The organism is Staphylococcus sp. 11-B-312 (assembly GCF_016743055.1).
GTDB lineage: Bacteria > Bacillota > Bacilli > Staphylococcales > Staphylococcaceae > Staphylococcus > Staphylococcus ureilyticus.
On record NZ_CP068241.1, the window covers coordinates 1,480,511 to 1,499,363 of the forward strand.

General features: G+C 32.0%; 20 protein-coding genes and 1 riboswitch. Of the genes, 8 read left to right on the forward strand and 12 right to left on the reverse strand.

Annotation, left to right across the window (positions count from 1 at the left end; genetic code table 11):
• Positions 1 to 124: 124 nt before the first annotated feature.
• Positions 125 to 688: a dihydrofolate reductase family protein gene (locus JG554_RS07125; RefSeq protein ID WP_046208282.1), complete on the forward strand. Its 564-nt coding sequence runs from the start codon at positions 125 to 127 to the stop codon at positions 686 to 688.
• 177 nt (positions 689 to 865) lie between these two features.
• On the opposite strand, the gene JG554_RS07130 is transcribed toward JG554_RS07125, so the two are convergent.
• Positions 866 to 1,066 (reverse strand): hypothetical protein, encoded by a 201-nt coding sequence (locus JG554_RS07130; protein ID WP_046208283.1) that lies wholly within the window; start codon positions 1,064 to 1,066, stop codon positions 866 to 868.
• Between the two features lie 215 nt (positions 1,067 to 1,281).
• Here JG554_RS07130 and JG554_RS07135 point away from each other — a divergent pair, with 215 nt between their 5' ends.
• From JG554_RS07135 to brnQ3, 5 genes are all read left to right on the forward strand, one after another.
• A complete protein-coding gene (locus JG554_RS07135) occupies positions 1,282 to 2,091 on the forward strand; it encodes a VOC family protein (RefSeq protein ID WP_046208284.1) in 810 nt (269 codons plus the stop codon).
• Positions 2,092 to 2,114: 23 nt separating this feature from the next.
• Positions 2,115 to 2,318: a DUF6501 family protein gene (locus tag JG554_RS07140; protein WP_019468793.1), complete on the forward strand. Its 204-nt coding sequence runs from the start codon at positions 2,115 to 2,117 to the stop codon at positions 2,316 to 2,318.
• A gap of 160 nt (positions 2,319 to 2,478) precedes the next feature.
• Entirely contained in the window at positions 2,479 to 3,270 is a 792-nt protein-coding gene (locus JG554_RS07145; RefSeq protein ID WP_046208285.1) for an ATP-binding protein, read from the forward strand.
• A gap of 12 nt (positions 3,271 to 3,282) precedes the next feature.
• Positions 3,283 to 5,172 (forward strand): vWA domain-containing protein, encoded by a 1,890-nt coding sequence (locus JG554_RS07150; protein WP_107360322.1) that lies wholly within the window; start codon positions 3,283 to 3,285, stop codon positions 5,170 to 5,172.
• Between the two features lie 121 nt (positions 5,173 to 5,293).
• Entirely contained in the window at positions 5,294 to 6,637 is a 1,344-nt protein-coding gene (gene brnQ3 / locus JG554_RS07155) for a branched-chain amino acid-like transporter carrier protein BrnQ3 (RefSeq protein ID WP_203265213.1), read from the forward strand.
• 251 nt (positions 6,638 to 6,888) lie between these two features.
• Here brnQ3 and JG554_RS07160 read toward each other — a convergent pair whose 3' ends face one another.
• The 3 genes from JG554_RS07160 to JG554_RS07170 are packed head-to-tail and all read right to left on the reverse strand — an operon-like array spanning position 6,889 to position 8,954.
• On the reverse strand, positions 6,889 to 8,022 hold the full coding sequence (locus tag JG554_RS07160; RefSeq protein WP_107360321.1) for a toxic anion resistance protein: 1,134 nt from the start codon (positions 8,020 to 8,022) through the stop codon (positions 6,889 to 6,891).
• Positions 8,023 to 8,050: 28 nt separating this feature from the next.
• Positions 8,051 to 8,671 (reverse strand): 5-bromo-4-chloroindolyl phosphate hydrolysis family protein, encoded by a 621-nt coding sequence (locus tag JG554_RS07165; protein WP_046208289.1) that lies wholly within the window; start codon positions 8,669 to 8,671, stop codon positions 8,051 to 8,053.
• Positions 8,672 to 8,684: 13 nt separating this feature from the next.
• Positions 8,685 to 8,954 (reverse strand): acylphosphatase, encoded by a 270-nt coding sequence (locus JG554_RS07170; protein ID WP_046208290.1) that lies wholly within the window; start codon positions 8,952 to 8,954, stop codon positions 8,685 to 8,687.
• Positions 8,955 to 9,291: 337 nt separating this feature from the next.
• Between JG554_RS07170 and msaA the strand changes: the two genes are divergently transcribed.
• Both msaA and cspA read left to right on the forward strand, forming a co-directional pair.
• Positions 9,292 to 9,597 (forward strand): regulatory protein MsaA, encoded by a 306-nt coding sequence (gene msaA, locus JG554_RS07175; RefSeq protein WP_019468786.1) that lies wholly within the window; start codon positions 9,292 to 9,294, stop codon positions 9,595 to 9,597.
• A gap of 184 nt (positions 9,598 to 9,781) precedes the next feature.
• Positions 9,782 to 9,982, forward strand: coding sequence for a cold shock protein CspA (cspA, locus tag JG554_RS07180; RefSeq protein WP_001831260.1), 201 nt, complete (start codon positions 9,782 to 9,784; stop codon positions 9,980 to 9,982).
• Between the two features lie 164 nt (positions 9,983 to 10,146).
• Here the strand turns inward: cspA and lysA are convergent, their stop codons facing one another.
• The 8 genes from lysA to JG554_RS07220 all read right to left on the reverse strand — a co-directional run bounded on the left by lysA (position 10,147) and on the right by JG554_RS07220 (position 18,460).
• Positions 10,147 to 11,412, reverse strand: coding sequence for a diaminopimelate decarboxylase (lysA, locus tag JG554_RS07185; protein WP_107360341.1), 1,266 nt, complete (start codon positions 11,410 to 11,412; stop codon positions 10,147 to 10,149).
• A gap of 3 nt (positions 11,413 to 11,415) precedes the next feature.
• Complete coding sequence (locus tag JG554_RS07190; protein ID WP_107360342.1) at positions 11,416 to 12,489, reverse strand: alanine racemase; 1,074 nt, start codon at positions 12,487 to 12,489, stop codon at positions 11,416 to 11,418.
• Positions 12,486 to 13,643, reverse strand: a complete 1,158-nt coding sequence (locus JG554_RS07195) for an amidohydrolase (RefSeq protein ID WP_107360343.1) — start codon at positions 13,641 to 13,643, stop codon at positions 12,486 to 12,488. The genes JG554_RS07190 and JG554_RS07195 overlap by 4 nt, the downstream gene beginning before the upstream one ends.
• A 209-nt stretch (positions 13,644 to 13,852) precedes the next feature.
• Positions 13,853 to 14,572: a 2,3,4,5-tetrahydropyridine-2,6-dicarboxylate N-acetyltransferase gene (dapD, locus tag JG554_RS07200; RefSeq protein WP_064208971.1), complete on the reverse strand. Its 720-nt coding sequence runs from the start codon at positions 14,570 to 14,572 to the stop codon at positions 13,853 to 13,855.
• Positions 14,573 to 14,593: 21 nt separating this feature from the next.
• Positions 14,594 to 15,316, reverse strand: coding sequence for a 4-hydroxy-tetrahydrodipicolinate reductase (gene dapB / locus JG554_RS07205; protein ID WP_203265214.1), 723 nt, complete (start codon positions 15,314 to 15,316; stop codon positions 14,594 to 14,596).
• Positions 15,313 to 16,200: a 4-hydroxy-tetrahydrodipicolinate synthase gene (gene dapA / locus JG554_RS07210; RefSeq protein WP_046208296.1), complete on the reverse strand. Its 888-nt coding sequence runs from the start codon at positions 16,198 to 16,200 to the stop codon at positions 15,313 to 15,315. The genes dapB and dapA overlap by 4 nt, the downstream gene beginning before the upstream one ends.
• Position 16,201: 1 nt before the next feature.
• Positions 16,202 to 17,191 carry an aspartate-semialdehyde dehydrogenase gene (locus JG554_RS07215; RefSeq protein ID WP_046208297.1) on the reverse strand — a complete coding sequence of 330 codons (990 nt, stop codon included), beginning with the start codon at positions 17,189 to 17,191 and terminating at the stop codon, positions 16,202 to 16,204.
• A 60-nt stretch (positions 17,192 to 17,251) separates the two neighbouring features.
• A complete protein-coding gene (locus tag JG554_RS07220; RefSeq protein WP_174894772.1) occupies positions 17,252 to 18,460 on the reverse strand; it encodes an aspartate kinase in 1,209 nt (402 codons plus the stop codon).
• A gap of 81 nt (positions 18,461 to 18,541) precedes the next feature.
• Positions 18,542 to 18,720, reverse strand: a riboswitch (Lysine riboswitch).
• Between the last annotated feature and the right edge of the window lie 133 nt (positions 18,721 to 18,853).

Consider the following 18,853-nt stretch of genomic DNA (forward strand, 5'->3'; position numbering starts at 1 on the left):
TTAATTAATGAACTGGTCAGAAATCCTTTTTATATCGATTTCTGTCCATTTTTATTATTCTTAGCTTTATTGTAAATAGTAATTTTATAAACTATAATGATAATAACCAAAATAAGGAGTAATCATGATGACCACAAATAAAATTATTTTAGATTTAGCGATTACATTGGATGGATATATAGAAGGGCCGAATGGAGAAGTTGATTGGTGCATCATGGACGAAGAAATGAACTTTAATCATTTTCTAGAACAAATTGATACTATTATATATGGTAGGAAAAGTTATGATTTATGGGGAGAATTTATGCCAAATTTAAAGGATGATCAATTTGGAGATAAAATGATGTGGGACCAAATTCATAGCAAGCAGAAATTTGTGTTTACTAACCAAAATTATAATGATAAAGCGCATACAAAGTTTATTAACGGTGATGATATCAGTAGCAAGGTTTTGAAAATCAAAAAACATAGCAACAAAGACATTTGGCTCTATGGCGGCTCAAATATTATCACAACTTTTATAAATCTTAACCTTATTGACGAATATAGACTTTCAATCCACCCAGTCATTTTAGGATCTGGAAAACCTCTTTTTGAACACAATCAAAATCGCGTCAACATCTCATTATGTAATACACATGTTTATAAAAGTGGTGTAGTGCAAATGATTTATCAAAAAATAGATTAAACATAGAAGCAAAAATATCTTATTTTTGCATAAACAACTTTAAATGGGAAGTGGTCTTTATCTTATTTGCATTAAAATTAACAAAATGTCAATTTCTATAATTTTTCAATAGAAATTGACATTTATATTATTTCACCAATAATATTAAAATCTTTGGCTAATTTAAAGCGCGTTATTTTAAGCAATAAATACAAAAAGCTCAATAATCGCTAAAATTAAAAACACTAGAAAAACAATGCCATAAATATTATTTTTCTTAATACTTTCTTTGCTTGCTTTTTGCTGTTTTGCTTTATTATTTATATTGGAAAAGAAAGTAATACCTGAATAAACTGCAATCAGTACTGTGACACCAAATAAAATCCATGTACCAAACATATATATAACCTCCTTAAATAACTAAAATAAAATTTTTCATACATATAAAATAATTATTCCTATTATATACCTATATTAATACATTTCTGCTAATCCTCCAATGTTTAAAATTTACAATTTTGTAAATACAATCACAATCAGATACTTCATCATACAAATAACATGTAAAATAAGTTATAATGTATTGAAAGAATATGAATAGAGGGGTTAATATAATGAATGGTCTTAGAAGTGTAACTACAGGGACAAATGATTTAAGTAAAACCAAAGAGTTATTCTCCAGCATACTTGGATTAAATGTGGCAGATAAAGGACAAGCTTTACGTTTTGGTGATGCTGAATTAAATTCAGGTACACGTATACATTTTGTAGAAGTACCAAACTATATTAACAATAACAACCATATTGAAAATATCGGTTTAAGAGTTCCAAGTGATGAAGGACTTGAAGAATATCAATCAATTTTAGAACAGCATCAAATTGCTTTCGGTGCGCCTACTGATTTAAACGGTCATAAATATTTCAATTTCCAAGATCAAAATGGGCAGACATTTAATATTTATTCCAATGAACATAATTCTGGTACACCACTCGGTATACCAACCTTCGAAAGTAATGTTAACCCGCTGCATCAAATTCAAGGCCTAGGTCCTGTTATCTTAAAAGTTAACGATATAGTACTTACACAATCTATTTTAACTAGGGTGTTTGGCCTAGAACATTTTGCAGAATATACTCCTAACGACCATGCTAATTTTAAAATACAAGTTTTTCGTATTGGTGATGGTGGTTTAGGCGGCGAGCTGCATGTTCACGCATCAGACGAAGAAATTTTAATGCCGGAACATGGTATATTAGAACAAATTGAATTTGGAATAGAATCTAAATCACAATTCCAAAAGACTATTGAAGAACTTGAATCCATTGGAATCCCTTATCAAACATTAGATCAAGAAGGCGAAAGATCACTAAGAATCACTGAAAAAAGTGGTATTACATTCATTTTAACCTTAGAAACTTCATAATAAAAAAGAGAGGATTTTTAGCTATGCTACATGAAACTTGGAAAGATCATACACCCATTAAAAAAGTAGAAGTTACACATACAGATGCACAAAAATTCACAGTGTCTGACATGTTAACTGTAGGACAACAATATGATGTAATAAATGAAACTGAAGAATATTATCAAATCATCGACAACTCTGGACTTGTCGGTGGCTACTTTAAAACCTATTTTAAAGAGGTATAATTTACAATATGAAACATGTGAAATAGAAAACGTGTAATATTAAATATAACTTAAATTAATAAGACTAGGGCTATATAATTTCAAACATTATCCAAGCCCCAGTCTATTTTTAATGATATGAATTTTATAAATTATTTTATTTTTAAAGGAGCAAGGAACAATGACGAATTCGCAATATATTAACAAAGATGAAACTGTGTTTGATGATGCGACATCAATGATGGCATTGAATAAAAATATTTTATTAAAAGGACCAACGGGCTCTGGAAAAACAAAGCTAGCTGAGACTTTGAGCGAAACAATAGATCGTCCAATGCACCAGGTCAATTGTTCAGTAGATTTAGACGCTGAAAGTTTATTAGGTTTTAAAACGATACAGACAAATGAAAATGGCACACAAGAGATTGTATTTATTGATGGACCAGTTATCAAAGCAATGAAAGAAGGCCATATACTTTATATCGACGAAATCAACATGGCAAAACCAGAAACTTTACCCATTTTAAATGGCGTATTAGATTACCGTAGAAAATTAACAAATCCGTTCACTGGTGAAATTATCAATGCTGCCCCTGGATTTAATGTAATCGCTGCAATAAACGAAGGATATATTGGTACATTGCCAATGAACGAAGCACTTAAAAACCGGTTTGTCGTTATTCAAGTAGATTATATTGATGGCGATATTTTAAGTGATGTAATTAAAAATCAAAGCCAATTATCAGATGATAAAACAATACAAAAAATCATTAATTTTAATGAAGATTTACGAACAATGACCAAACAAGGCCAAATTTCTGAAGAAGCAGCGAGTATACGTGCTTTAATTGATTTAAGTGATTTGGCTACCGTGATGCCTATAGAGCGTGCCATTAAACGTACAATTATCGATAAACTAGAAGACGAACGTGAACAACAAGCCATATTAAATGCAGTAGAATTAAACTTTTAGTGAGGGATATTTATGAGCGATCGTTTTATATTATTTAATGACGAACAGCTAGATGCAAAGCAAGTAATGATGTTGCAAGATTTGGCTCGATTATTACTAAAAAATGAACAAACACAAGTTAAAATTCAAAAATTCCCATATTACGATCCAATCAATAATATGTTAATAACGAGTGCTTTTTGGTCGCATAGAAGAAATGACATTGAAACAACGGGGCTCAAGACTGATGTCATGCTTGCTGCTTACGGCTACAAATTGATGGATGAAACAGTTGTCAACGAAGTTATTCATAATAATACGTTTAAACATCCAAAATTTTTCCAACAACTTTTTAAATTATTAGAAGATAAAAGAGTATTAAACGAAATAGTTAAACAACGGCCGTCTACTAAAGATGCCATTCACATGCGCAATGAAATTAGATTAAGTTATACTAGTACACAAATCAATGTATATAAAACCAAAAAGACGTTTACAGATTTACTCTTTTTATATTTGGAATCGTCGTTTTTAAGTGAAAACTTTTACGACATACCCCAAATTGGTCCACAAATTGATGATATTCTGACAAATATGTATCAATATTTGCCTAATTTTTTCTATAATGATTCGTCCGAGGATAATATGTACTTAGCTGAACGGATTATGTTCCAAATTGATGATATCTTAAATGAAGATATGTTAAATGAATATTATCATTTACCTAAAAAAGTATATGAAGCCATTCACGAACTCAAATTTGAAGATATAAAACGAACGGATGCAAGTAATACTGATAAATCTTCAAACAATGACCATGATGAAGAAAGTGTTAGTGAAGATATAGAATCTAATCATCAAGATAGTGCTTCACAAGGTGGAGCATATTTAGAAATGGAACTACATGAAGGTGAAAATAGTGAGGTTGTTGGTGATAATGACACTGCTAGAGAAGGCGACAGCGGTGATGATATGACAGATATGCAAACTAAAAAAGGTAAAGGATCTACGAATCAAGTAGAAAGTGAAGAAGGTGGGTCAGTAGGCAATCATTCTGCTTTTGCATTAAAAGGGATAAACGCAAACGTAGACGTTAAATGGAACATACCTGAAATACTACCTGAATATCATAATGAATATCATGATGTTGAAAAAGAAGTCCAATTTGAAACAAAAGACTTGATACAAATTATCAAAAAAACAATAGATAGAGAATACCAAGATGAGCGTCGAAATCTAACAAAAGGACGATTACAAAAAAATCTATTAAATTGGTTTATTGATGATCAATATAAATTATTTTATAAAAAACAAGATTTAAGTCAATCATTTGATGCAACCTTTACTTTATTAGTTGATGCTTCAGCAAGTATGCAAGATAAAATGTCTGAAACAATTAAAGGTGTCGTTTTATTTCATGAAACGTTAAAATCTTTAAACGTAAAACATGAGATACTAGCATTTAATGAAGATGCCTTTGATGCTGATGATACAAAACAACCTAATATTATTGATGAAATTATTGCTTATGATCAATCAACTATAAAACGAGAAGGACCTAGAATCATGGCATTACAACCACAAGATGATAATAGAGACGGTGTTGCGATAAGAATTGGCAGCGAACGCTTAATGCGTAGAGCGCATAATCAACGTTTTCTAATTGTGTTTTCTGACGGTGAGCCATCAGCTTATAATTATAGTCAAGATGGTATTCTTGATACTTATGAAGCTGTGGAAACAGCTCGTAAATTGGGTATTGAAGTTTTTAATGTATTTTTAAGTCAAGACCCAATTACAGAAGATATTGAAGAAACAATTCATAACATTTATGGCAACTATGCAATTTTCGTAGAAGGTGTAGAAAATCTACCAAGCCATCTTGCACCATTACTTAAAAAATTATTATTAAAATCTTTTTAGTACGTAATTTATTTATAAAATCACACATAAATTGAAATATTCAGAAATTTATATAGACGCATTCTTATAAATCGTGATAGAATAGTAAATATTATTTTATAGGCAAGAAGGAGAACGATTTATGAATAAAAATACATGGATTATAGGATTCACGCTGTTTGCTATGTTTTTCGGAGCCGGCAATCTTATATTTCCACCAAATTTAGGTTTAGATAGCGGCCAATTCTTTTGGCCTTCCATATTAGCATTTGCTTTAACTGGTATAGGATTGCCCTTATTAGGGGTAATCGTTGGTGCTTTAGATAAACAAGGTTATATTGGTTCTTTAAATAAAATTTCACCAAAATTTTCTGTGATATTCTTAATTGTCATATATTTAACAATTGGACCTCTTTTTGCAATACCACGTACTGCATCTACGTCATTTGAAATGACAATTACACCAATTGCCCATACAAATAGTAGCTTAGCATTGTTTATATTTACAATCATTTACTTTTTAGTAGTTTTATATTTATGCATTAATCCAAATAAAATGGTAGATCGCATTGGGTCATTGTTAACACCATTATTATTAATTACTATTTTAGCGATGATTATCAAAGGGTTTGTTGATTATGGTGGTAATACACATAGTCAGGCAGCTGAAGCTTTTACTTCTAATTTTGCAGGTTTTTCACAAGGATTTACGAATGGTTATTTGACAATGGATGCGATTGCTGCCATTGCTTTTTCAATGATTGTGGTTAACGCGGTAAAAGCAACTGGCATCACGCACGCCAACAAAATTTTCAGACAAACACTATTAGCTGGAATTATTGCTGCAGTGGCACTTATGTTTATTTATATTTCCTTAGGATTTATTGGTAACCATATGGCTGTCCCGCAAGAGAAAGTTGCCAGTTTAATTGCTAACTATCAAAATATTGGTACATATTTACTAACGACAATGGCAAGCGCTGGATTTGGTGCTTTTGGAAAGTACTTGTTAGGTATCATCGTAGCTCTTGCTTGTTTAACAACTGCTTGTGGATTGATCGTATCTGTTTCAGAGTATTTTAATAGAATATTCCCAAGAATTTCATATAAAACTTACGTTATCATCTTCACGTTAGTGAGTTTTATTTTAGCAAATCAAGGATTAAACTCAGTGATTACAATGTCAGTTCCTGTTTTAAGTATTGTATATCCAGTAGCGATTACTTCGGTACTTTTAATATTACTAGCACGTTTTATTCCAACAAAACCAATTGCACAGCAAATTCCTGTAGCAGTAGTTTCTATTATTTCAATCCTTAGTGTGATTCACACACAAGGTTGGTTCAAGTTAAGTCTTATTGATAACTTACCACTGAAAGATTATTCATTAGAATGGTTCCCAATAGCAGTGATCACTACAATTATTGGTTATATTGTAGCACCGTTATTTAAGAAACAGAAAACTATCGTTTATGAAAAAGAATAATAAAATCAAATAACTCGTAGGGTATAAACATCCCTCATTTACGAAAAAACGTCAATTTCAATAGAAATTGACGTTTTTGTATATTAAGATTACTTGTTCTAGGTGAAAGGAGTACGTAACTGATGGACAGTAACAAGCTCATGATATAACAACCAAGACAAAATATACAATGAAAAAAGAGACCCGTAAATGAATCATTAAAAACATTCATTTGCGGGCTTAATATCTTATAAATTATTTTTGTATCCATTTTATTTTTGCTGTTTCATACCTAATAATTGATTTTTCATTTCTGTTTCTAATTGGTTTAATTCAGTTTCTGCTTGTTTACGTTTATTTCGACCCTGTTCTTGGATTTGGAGGGTCTGTTCAATCGTGTCTATGATATCTTGCTGTGTTGTTTTTAAGGTTTCAATATCGACAACGCCACGTTCATTTTCAGTAGCTGTAGCAACAGCATTTTGCTTTAAAAGTTCTGAATTCTTGAGTAACAAATTATTTGTAGTATCTGTTACTGCTTTCTGTGCAGAAACTGCATTACGTTGTCTCATTAAAGTCAGTGCAATAGACATTTGGTTTTTCCATAAAGGAATGCTCGTTAAAATTGAACTTTGAATTTTTTCTGCTAATGCATGATTCACATTTTGAATCATTCTAATTTGTGGCGCAGTTTGTATAGCAATTTGTCTGGATAGTTGTAAATCATAAATGCGTTTATCTAATCTATCTATAAATTGTTCCATATCTGATACAGCTTGTACATCCATTTGATTACCTGTGGATTCAGCTTGAGCATTTAATTTCGGCATATCTTCTTGTTGTATCACTTGTTGCTTTCTTTTAGCTGCTTCTATATACAGTGTTAATTCATCAAAATACGTTTTATTTAAATGATACAATTCATCTAGCATTCCAATATCTTTATTTAAATTATTTTTATGTTTATCTAGTTCAATTGAAATGCGATCAATTTGAGATCCTACAGATTGCATTTTTGAAAAAATTTCATTAACTGAAGCTTTTGTTCTTCTAAAAATACGTTTTAATTTTGATTGATTTTCTGGGTTTAACTCATCTGGGTTTACAGATTTAAGTTTGCTCATCAATCCATTTAAAGATTCCCCAACAGGACCAACATCTGTCGTTTTCACCTCATTAAGAATACGATGTGAAAATTGAGACATATCAGATTGTGCAGAAGTACCATAATTTAATAAGCTATCATTATCCATTGGTTTTATTTGTTTAGATAATTCATCAATCTTCTGTTCATCTTCTTTAGTATATTGTTTTGTGCTGTTAATAATTTCTGATTCATTTGCTGATTGTTCATCAATATATTTATCCAATGGGTGCGAATTTAAAAAGTCTTGTTCTCTTACCATTTAATTTCACTCCACTTCTTTATATAAGTTACTTTTGTCTTTTTTGTTCAATTTTATTTAATTCCATTTCTATATCTAATTGGCTATAATCTTCTTCATTAATTCTCTTTAAATCTGCTACTAAAGTTCGTTTAACTTCATCTAAAGTGATGCGAGTTTGTGCTAACTTTTGCTTTTCTTCTTCTGATTTTTTTGGTGATTTTGCTAATCTCGTATAAGATTCAATGAGATTTAATGCATTATCAATATGAGAGTAGAAAAAACTTTCTACTTTAAAAAACATTCTGGGTTGTTGCTTTACTGCATAGTATATTGCTCGAGATATTCTATATATTTCGTTTACTTGTCTAAAATCTTTGATTGATCTTACGTTAACAAAAGTTTTTAAAATTCTTCTTATCTTGTCTTGTGCATTATTTAATTGACTATTTACAAAATGATAATCTCTTCGTGTTAAACCAATCTCATTTAAATATTTTCTAGAAGTTAAACGCTGAGTAGGGAAGTAGAATGCTATAAACGCTACTGCAGAAATAAGAAAATCAAAAATAAAATTTAACTCTAATGCAAATACACTAGAAATCCACGCGATAACAGCTATTGGAAAAGCAATAATGGTCCCATAAATTCGCGAAATATTATATCTCAAACTTCATCTTCCTTTATATTGTACTAAAATTTTCCCATGATTCATTCGTTTCTATCTCTTCAATTTCATAATCTTCAACTTGAGAAGCAGGTGAAGCACCCTCAGTGATAGCATTAATAAATGATGTTAGTGATGATTCATCTCCTTGAGCATAAATCTCTACATAATCAGATATATTTTGAACAGTACCTACAACATTATATTTTTTTGCTATCTTCTCAGTATAATAGCGAAAACCAACGCCTTGTACTATACCAAATACTTTAATATGTTTGCATTGCATATAATCACCTCTTATTATCATTATACGAAATTTTATCATACAAAACTAATATTTTTGTCTGAATAACAAGTGTCTATCCGTCAAAAGTATGAAACAGATAACTTGATTTTATATATGATACAGTTAAAATATTACACATAGCTATTTAGCAATATCTTTTGCGTATGGATGAATAAATTTTTTAAAATACGTTACATAACATATAGACAATATATAAAATTATATACAAATAATTCAAAATAAACGTAATAAATCATGATTAATATAATGATGATCATTACAATGATTTATTTGATAAGAGCAAGTATGAAGTTGAAAGTGAAAGGGTGTAATTTACATGTGGACAGTTGCAAAAATTCGGGCTGATTACGAAGGCTGGTGGTTATTTAGTGACTGGACTGATCATATCGTGGAACAATATCATTTTGAAAACTATGAAAAGATGCTAAATTACTATCAATCTATCATTGAAAATAGTAAAAAGCACTATGACAATTTTCTGGTTGGTAAATACAATATTCATGCATTTTATAATAATTGTGAATTAGGATTTTGTGAAGATTGTGATGAAGATTTACAGATTTTTTATAGTTATATTGTTTTAAATAATAATGAAGTTTATTATAAATTACCGATTGTTTAAGAAATTGTTTTTTCACAATTGCATTGCATTTTCAGCTATTATGGCTTATAATATAAGTCAAGCAATTGTTTTATTCCATATTGCAAAGAATATTGTAAGACAGATTTACACTGTGAAATTGTATTTTTTGTAATATGCGAATAATGCATATTGAATGAATATTAGTCTTGGAGGTTTCACATTTATGAAACAAGGTACAGTAAAATGGTTTAACGCTGAAAAAGGATTTGGTTTTATCGAAGTAGAAGGAGAAAACGATGTATTCGTACACTTCTCAGCGATTAACCAAGAAGGTTACAAATCATTAGAAGAAGGTCAATCAGTTGAATTTGAAGTAGTTGAAGGCGATCGCGGTCCTCAAGCTGCAAACGTTGTAAAACTATAATATAGATTGCAATATTGACTATAAAAAGAACCTTGTTAAAGGTTCTTTTTTAATATATAAATTTTTAAAATGTAATTTAAAAAGCTCTTTTAAAGTGAATACTCGTTAATCGAGTACTTTAAAAAGAGCTTTAATTATGATTGATTCTTTATATTATTAACAAGTTATTTTGTATCATTTATGATTAATTGTCGCAATGATTGTCTTTTTATAACTTCTCTAGCTTTACTATCTTTTAGAAAGAATACTGACGGTTTTTGCATTTGGTTGTAATTAGATGCCATGGAATAATGATAAGCACCTGTTGATAAAACAGCTAGATAATCACCGCGTTTAACGGTACTAGGTAACTTAGCATCTTTAATTATAATATCTCCAGACTCACAAAGTTTTCCAGCTATTGTTACAGTTTCATCTTTTGGTTCATTTCTATTAACTAATAATGCTTCATACTGAGCATCATATAATGCAGTACGAATATGATCACTCATCCCACCATCAACTGATACATATTTGTTAACATTGGGAATCTCTTTAATTGTACCAACTTCATATAATGTTACACCGGCTTCTCCAACTATAGATCTACCAGGTTCTATTCCAATTTCTGGAAGAGGGTAGTTAAATTCAGTTGAAATTTCTTTTATCGCATCAGTAATTTCTGAAATTCCAGTTTCGATAGGGAAACTTACATCACCTTCAACATATCTAATACTGAAACCACCGCCTAAGTTAATCAGTTCAACCTCTATAGCATTTTCTTTTAACCATTGAATTACTATTTTTGCTGTTTCAATCATCGCTTCTGTGCCTTCAATTTGCGATCCTACATGAAAGTGAACACCTTTTAAATTTAAATGTTTCGTGTTTTTTACTTTTTCAACTGCTTGATTTGCCAATCCATGTTTAATTGACAAACCAAATTTACTATCTTCCTGACCAGTTTGAATAAATTCATGTGTATGGGCTTCAACACCAGGGTTTAAACGTAATACGACATTTACCGTTTCACTCGCATATTTATCTATGAGTTCTATTTCTTCTAATGCATCAATAACGATATAGCCAACTTTGCTTTCTAAAGCATACCGTAACTCATGCTTTGTCTTGTTGTTACCATGAAAATGTATATGCTGTGGGTCAAAACCGGCTTCCAATGCTGTATACAATTCTCCTTCAGATACTACATCAAGTTCAAGACCTTCTTCTTGTACTAATTTCACCATTTGTAGACAAGTAAATGCTTTAGAAGCATATGAAATGTTATAGTTTAATCCACTTTTCTGAAAAGCAGTGTGAAATCGTTGCATTTGTGATCTGATTTGATGTTCATCGTAAACAATAGTAGGGGTTCCGAAACTTTGAGCTATTGTTTTAAGACTTGTACCTCCCATTGTTAACTCGCCACGATCATTATATTCTACTACCATAATTTATCTATACTCCTTTATTAGTGAGTCGTGATTCATTGCACTTAATTGTTCAGAATTCGCGCCAACACCTTTAAATGTAAACTCGTCAACACGAATATCATTATTATATAATATTACTTCATCTTGTGCATGCACGTTGTTATCAACTTCAACAAACATATGGCTCATCATCAACGCACGAATAGGGTAACGCTTGCCGTTGATAAGTGCCTCATGTTTTGCTCTTGATTTAAGAATACCATCTCCATAGCCAATATCAACTACTGCTAATTTTGTGTGATTATGCGTAGCTTCGAATGCAAAACTATAGCCACAATAATCACCCTCATTTACTTCACGAACTTGGATAACATTACCTTTAACGGTCAGTGATTGTTCAATCTCATTTACATCAATCGTTTGATAAGGTCTAGAACCGTAAAGCGCAATGCCAACGCGCGCATGTGTATGGTTATCAAACACACCGTTTTCCCTATAATAACTTGCACTGTTTTGTGCATGTATCATTTCAAAGTGATAACCTTCGTCTAATAATGCGTCAACAATCTCTAACCAAGCTTTACGCTCTTTATGATATTCTGATACATCAAATTCATCTGCATATCCAAAGTGAGTCCATAAACCTGTAATGCGCATTTTATCTTTACTTTCATCTTTCATATGATGGTGCAACACTTCTTTTATTTCATCTATACTCTTCAAACCTGAGCGATGCAGTAAATTTTCAAATTCTAAATGAACTTGAATACCTTGTAAATCTTTAATATGTTCATAATAGAAATTTAACGAGGGTAGGGTCATTTGAATTTGATAATCTCGCACTTTATCAAATTCATATACTGCATTCATTAAGAAAATCGTTGCATTAGGGGCTAATTGTCTTATGCGAATTGCTTCTCTTAAGGATGTCGTACTAAAAGTATTAATACCAGCTTCTAAAAATTGCTGTACTGCAAACTCCAACCCATAATGATAGGCATTATTTTTAACTACTGCCATAATTTGATTGTTTTGGATTACTTTAAGCACATTATTGTAAAATCGTTGAGTGTCAACAAACCAAACTGCGGTCATTGTGATTCCACCTCACTATAGGATTTTAAAATCGCTTCATAATAATCTGCAATTTTAATCAACATATGTTCATTAAAATTTAAAAGGGCAGTATGCAAACCTGTGACAAAACCTTTTGTCTCGTCTCGTACACCGACAAAAATAAAATAACTAGGTGCAAGTTGACTATAAAAGCTGAAATCCTCGCCAAATAAGTAAGGTGTAGGTTTATCAACTATTGTTAAGTTAGCAATGTTGAGACCATTTTCAATATGTTTACGTAATTCAGGTGAATTATATGTTGGTGGATAGCCTTCTTCAAATTTCACTTCACAATCAACGTCAAATAACAATTTTACACTTTCAGCAATTTTGTGCATTTGCAGTTTCACAGTTTCCAAATCATGGACATCATAAGTTCTAATAGTGCCTTCTAAATAGCCATTGCTTGGTACTGTGTTTATGGCTTCTCCGGCTTCAAAATGACCCATATGTACAATATTTCTCTTTAAGCCATTTAAATGGAATTGTTGTATCTGACCCACTTGACTTAAAACATGCTGCAGCGCTTCTCCAGCAGAATGTCCTTGTTCTTTATCCGCAACATGACTTGATAGACCAGTTAAATAAAAACGATACTCTGTAGCACTTGCTGTAATTTCTTCATCACGAATTACAACTCGACCTTCATCTTCAAAAGGCATCACGTGGATACCAAATATAGCTTCGATAGGGTATTTATCAAAAGCGCCTGCATGGATTAAACGGTTTGCGCCACCTCCTGTTTCTTCAGCTGGTTGAAAGATAAATACAATATTTTGAGGCAATGTGCCTTGATCAGCCATAGACTTACAACGTTTAACAAATAACATTAATGCAGTTGTATGCCCATCATGTCCACATGCGTGCATGACATGATCTGTTTCACTTCGATAAGAGACATCATTTTCTTCATAGATAGGCAAAGCATCTATGTCTGCGCGATAAGCAATCGTATGATTACCATTACCTGGTAGATAAGCAATCAAACCTGTTTCCAATGGACGATCGTATTGGACACCAAGTTCATCTAAAAATGCAGCAATATATTTAGTGGTTTCAAATTCATGGAGGCTTAATTCTGGATGTTGATGCAAATGACGTCTATGCGTTGTAACAAATTCTAACTCATTCATTAAAATCAAATCCTTTTAGTTATTTTAATATGTATTAATATAAAAAATGCTTATTTATGTATAAAAAGGAGGTTAGACGATTTTATAGTTACAAATTAATATATACATTAATAATAAATGAATACATTAGTAATAAAATGTTATATCGTCTAAAACCTCCTACAAATATTAAAATTTCAGTTTTTATGATCTATCTTCTTAATTCAGTATTAATCATTTAATTTTCTTAGTGCTGAAACGATTTCTCTTTTTGAATCTTCAACTTCACTTGTTTGCTTAATTACTTTTGCTGGTGTTCCAGCAACCACAGATCCGGCAGGGACATCTTGCGTAACGATTGCACCAGCTGCAACAATAGAGCCTTCACCAACGCGAACACCTTCAAGTATTACAGCATTTGCACCAATGAGTACGTCATCTTCAATGATCACAGGTGATGCACTAGGTGGTTCAATTACGCCAGCTAATACTGCACCAGCTCCAACGTGAACGTTTTTACCTGTAGTAGCACGACCACCAAGTGTTGCGTTCATGTCAACCATCGTTCCTTCGCCGACTACAGCACCAATATTGATCGTAGCACCCATCATAATCACTGCACCATCTTCAATCGTAGCTTGTTCACGAATAAATGCACCAGGTTCTATACGTGCATTCGTATTAGTTAAATCTTTCAATGGAATTGCTGAATTACGACGATCCATCTCAACTTCTAATTCATCAATCGCTGATTGATTTTTTTCATAAAATTGTTTCCAATCATCCGCTTCACAAAAGATTACTTTAGAGTCAGGTCCACCAAACACTTTAAAATTATCAGGAAATGTTACTTTATCGAACTTACCATTCACATAAACTTTAAGAGGTGTAGATTTCTTTGCATCACTTATATATTGAATAATTTCTTCTGCCGTTAAATGTTGTACCATAATTTTTTCGCTCCTTAAAAGTTATAAATTATCAAATGTATAAAAATCATTTGATTTATTAATTAATTTTTCTGCTGCACCAATCGCTCCATTGGCAAAAATATCTTTTGATTGAGCACGATGGGTGATTTCTATTGTTTCATCAGTACCTGCAAATAACACATCATGTTCACCAACAATCGTACCACCACGAATTGAATGGATACCAATTTCATCTTGTGTACGTTTTTCATCTAACTCATGTCTGTCGTAAACTGGCGTTGTTTTTTCACGTAATGACTCAATTACATCATAAAGCTTTACTAATGTACCACTAGGTGCGTCCACTTTTTTATTATGATGTGCTTCAGTTAGTTCAATGTCAAAATCTTGAAGTAGGGGAACCGCAGCTTCCAAAATTTTAGTTAAAGCATGAACTCCATAACTCAAATTTGCACTGAAAAATACTGGCATTTTACTACTTAATTCTTTTAATTTTGCAATAATTTTTTCTTTTTCTCCAGTTGTTGCGATAACTAATGGCAAATTAAATTCATCATCTAATAAAGGCAACAATAACTCTGGATTTGAAAAATCAATTGCAACATCGGCATCTTTAACGTCTGAAATACGTTGGAACGTTGGATAAGGGTATGATTTAGATGAATTAGGTACAATCACACCTTCAATTTGATGTCCTTTTGCTTCAGCTAATCTTGCTACACGTTGATTCATGGCACCATAGCCTATTAAAACAATGTTCATGTATTGTCACCTGCTTTAAATTGTTCATATGCTTCTTCTAACGTTTGACGTTCTGCATCTTGCAGTTTCACTAGTGGAAGGCGTACTTCATAATTACCAAACCCTTCAACGGCTGTTAATGCTTTGATAGGAATAGGGTTAACATCAACAGCTAATGCATCTAATAGCGTTTGTATAGGTTGAAATTGTGAATTGATATCTTTTCCACTTTGTTTTGCATCGAATAATGACTGGAATGCATTAGGAATTACATTTGCAGCGACAGAAATGACACCGTTACCACCTTTTTCAAAATAATCTACCACATTATCATCATTACCGCTATACAAAGCAAAATGATTTAAATCTAAACGTTTTTTCAATTCATCCATATATTCAAAATCATTAGTAGCATCTTTTATCGCTACAATATATTCATTATCACTTAATGTTTCAACCGTTTCTGGATTAATAGTCATATTCGTACGTGAAGGTACATTATACAAAATGACAGGTAATTTTACTGCATTAGCTATGGTTGTAAAGTGTTCAATCAATCCACGTTGATTTGTTTTATTGTAGTAAGGCGTGATTAACATAATACCATCTGCGCCAATTTCTCTCGCACGTACTGAAGCTTGAATAGATTTTTGAGTATTATTCGTACCTGTGCCAGCAATCACTGGTACTTTGCCATCTACATAATTAACAACTGTCTCTAATACTTGATCTTTTTCTTCATCAGTTAATGTAGGGTTTTCGGCTGTTGTACCATTAACCACGATACATTTCGCATTATTTTCTAATAAATATTTTACATGTCTTCTAAGGGCGTTTAAATCAACTTCGTTGTGTGTGAAAGGTGTTGTCAAAGCAACACCTACACCTTCAAAAATATGTCCCATTTTATCTTACTCCTTTCAAACTCATTACTTGTTCTAAAACTTGTACTGCATTTAAAGCTGCACCTTTTAGTAAGTTATCTGAAGTACACCAAACATGGAAAGTATTATCTAACGAATCATCTCGACGAATTCTACCAACAAATATTTCATCCTTACCAGTTGCATTTATCGCTAGTGGATATTCATTTTGTTCTGGATTATCAATCAGTACGACACGTCCGTCATTGTCAAAAAGCTGCTGAATTGCTTGTACTGAACTTTCGCTTTCAAGCGTAACGCTCATATGCACACTGTGACTATCTTGAACAGGCACACGCACACAAGTTGCTGTTACTTTCAAATCTTCATCTTTTAAAATTTTTCTTGTCTCATCAATCATTTTTTGTTCTTCTTTTGTATACCCATTTTCTAAAAAACTATCGATATGTGGTAAAACATTATTATAAATAGGATGTGGATATGCTTCAGGTGCTTTACCATTCGCACCTTCAGATAAATCTTGTCTGCCTTTTACACCAGACCCTGAAACAGCTTGATATGTTGTATAAGCTACACGTTCTAATCCAAATGCTTCTTGCAATACTTTTAAAGGTACAACCGATTGAATAGTAGAGCAATTTGGATTAGCGATGATTTTTCTTTTTAATACAGGTTCATTAACTTCAGGTACAATTAAATCAATGTCATCTGCCATTCTCCATTGACTAGAATTATCAATAACAATGGCACCAGCTTGTTCAAAAATAGGGGAGAAATGGGCGCTGGTACTTCCACCGGCACTCATTAAAACATAGTCATAATGTTCACTTGCAGCTTCTTCAGTTAATTCTTTAACCGTATATGTTTTGCCTTGAAATTCAATTTTTTCTCCTGCTGAACGTGCTGAAGAAAACAATACTAATTCATCAAATGATATGTTTTTACGATCTACTGTTTCTAACATTTTTCTTCCAACTAAACCAGTTGCGCCTGCTATTGCTAATTTTGTCATATATTATACACTCCATTTTCATTTTAATAAGTTTGCTAAAATTAATTATATTTAGAAAATTCAGATATCAAAAGTTTGATACAAGGCATGAACTGCGCGTTCACCATTTTCAGAATCTATTACACATGAAATACTTATTTCGGATGTGGTGGTTTGATAAAATGCAATATCATTTTCAATCAATGTTATAAATGCTTTTGAAGCAACACCAGACATATCTCTCATACCAGAACCAATTAATGAAAGTTTAACGTATCCCTCATTTATCTTGAAGTCTAAAGCATTAAACCTTTCTTTTAAGTCATCTAAGATGTTTGTTATTTGAACAGCATCTGTATCTTTTATCGTGAAAGACATTTGTAACCCTTCCAAATTAACGATTTGAGAAATCATATCGACATTGACTGATCCTTCTTCTAAATGGTTGAATAAATCTGTCAGTAATCTATTATCCGGTAGGGGATAACTAATTGTAACATGTTGCATATGTTTATCTAATGCAACACCAGTAACTGCTTTTTTTTCTAATAATTCTGCTTGTGACATAATCCATGTTCCTTTCACATTTGATAAAGTTCTTCCTAAATACAAGGGGATGTTATAATTTTTCGCTAATTCAACGCTTCTCGTTTCAAGTACGCCTGCACCTAAAGCGCTCATTTCCATCATTTCTTCATACGAAACATAGGACAGACGTTTCGCATCTTTGTAAACCCGGGGGTCAGTCGCATATACACCATCTACATCAGTGTATATCTCACAAGTCGTTTGGTTACTTGCAGCTAAAGCTACAGCAGTGGTATCTGAGCCACCACGACCTAAGGTAGTTACTTCTAATTCATCATTTACCCCTTGAAATCCTGCTACCACTAGTACATCGTTACTTTCAAAAGCTTGTTCAAATGTACTTGGGTCGATTTCAGCAATTTTACTTTTTAAATGATGACCAACCGTTTTGATTCCTGCTTGATATCCAGTCATCGCTTTTGCATTTATACCGATGTCATTTAATACCATCGATAAATAGGAAACGGTCTGTTGTTCACCAGTTGTTAATAACAGAGCCAATTCTTGATCTTTTGGTGTCGTAGTAAGTGTTGAAACATTAGCCATCAGCTCATCTGTTGTTTTACCCATTGCACTTACAACAACGATAAGTTGCTCACCTTCATCAACTCTTGTTTTTAACATGCCTGCTATATTTTTAATTTTAGTAAAATCACTTACTGAAGAACCTCCAAATTTCAAAACACTTCTTTCCAATTCCATATCCTCCTCATTTGATAGGGGAGAATCACAGTGATATAAAAAAGAACAAGTCCGGAATGCGAACCTGTTCTATAATTTATATACAAGTGATGCACTCCATTATTTTAAAATAATGACAGACTCTTAGCTCTTAACCATAAAGTCCAACTTGTTATAAGCTGCTATTATAACTGTTTCGGCATCTCACCCTTTCAAAATTAGCTGCTAGCAGACAGGTTCTTCTAAAATTTACTAATGATTGATGCGCCTCATCAAAACTTATTTAATTTTTGTTTATGAATCATATTATACATATGCTTATATGTACTGTAAACCGCTTTTACAAAGTTTTTTAAATTTACTGAAAAATTAAACGTTTTTATAAACGTTTTGCTAATTAAGTGTAATTTATAT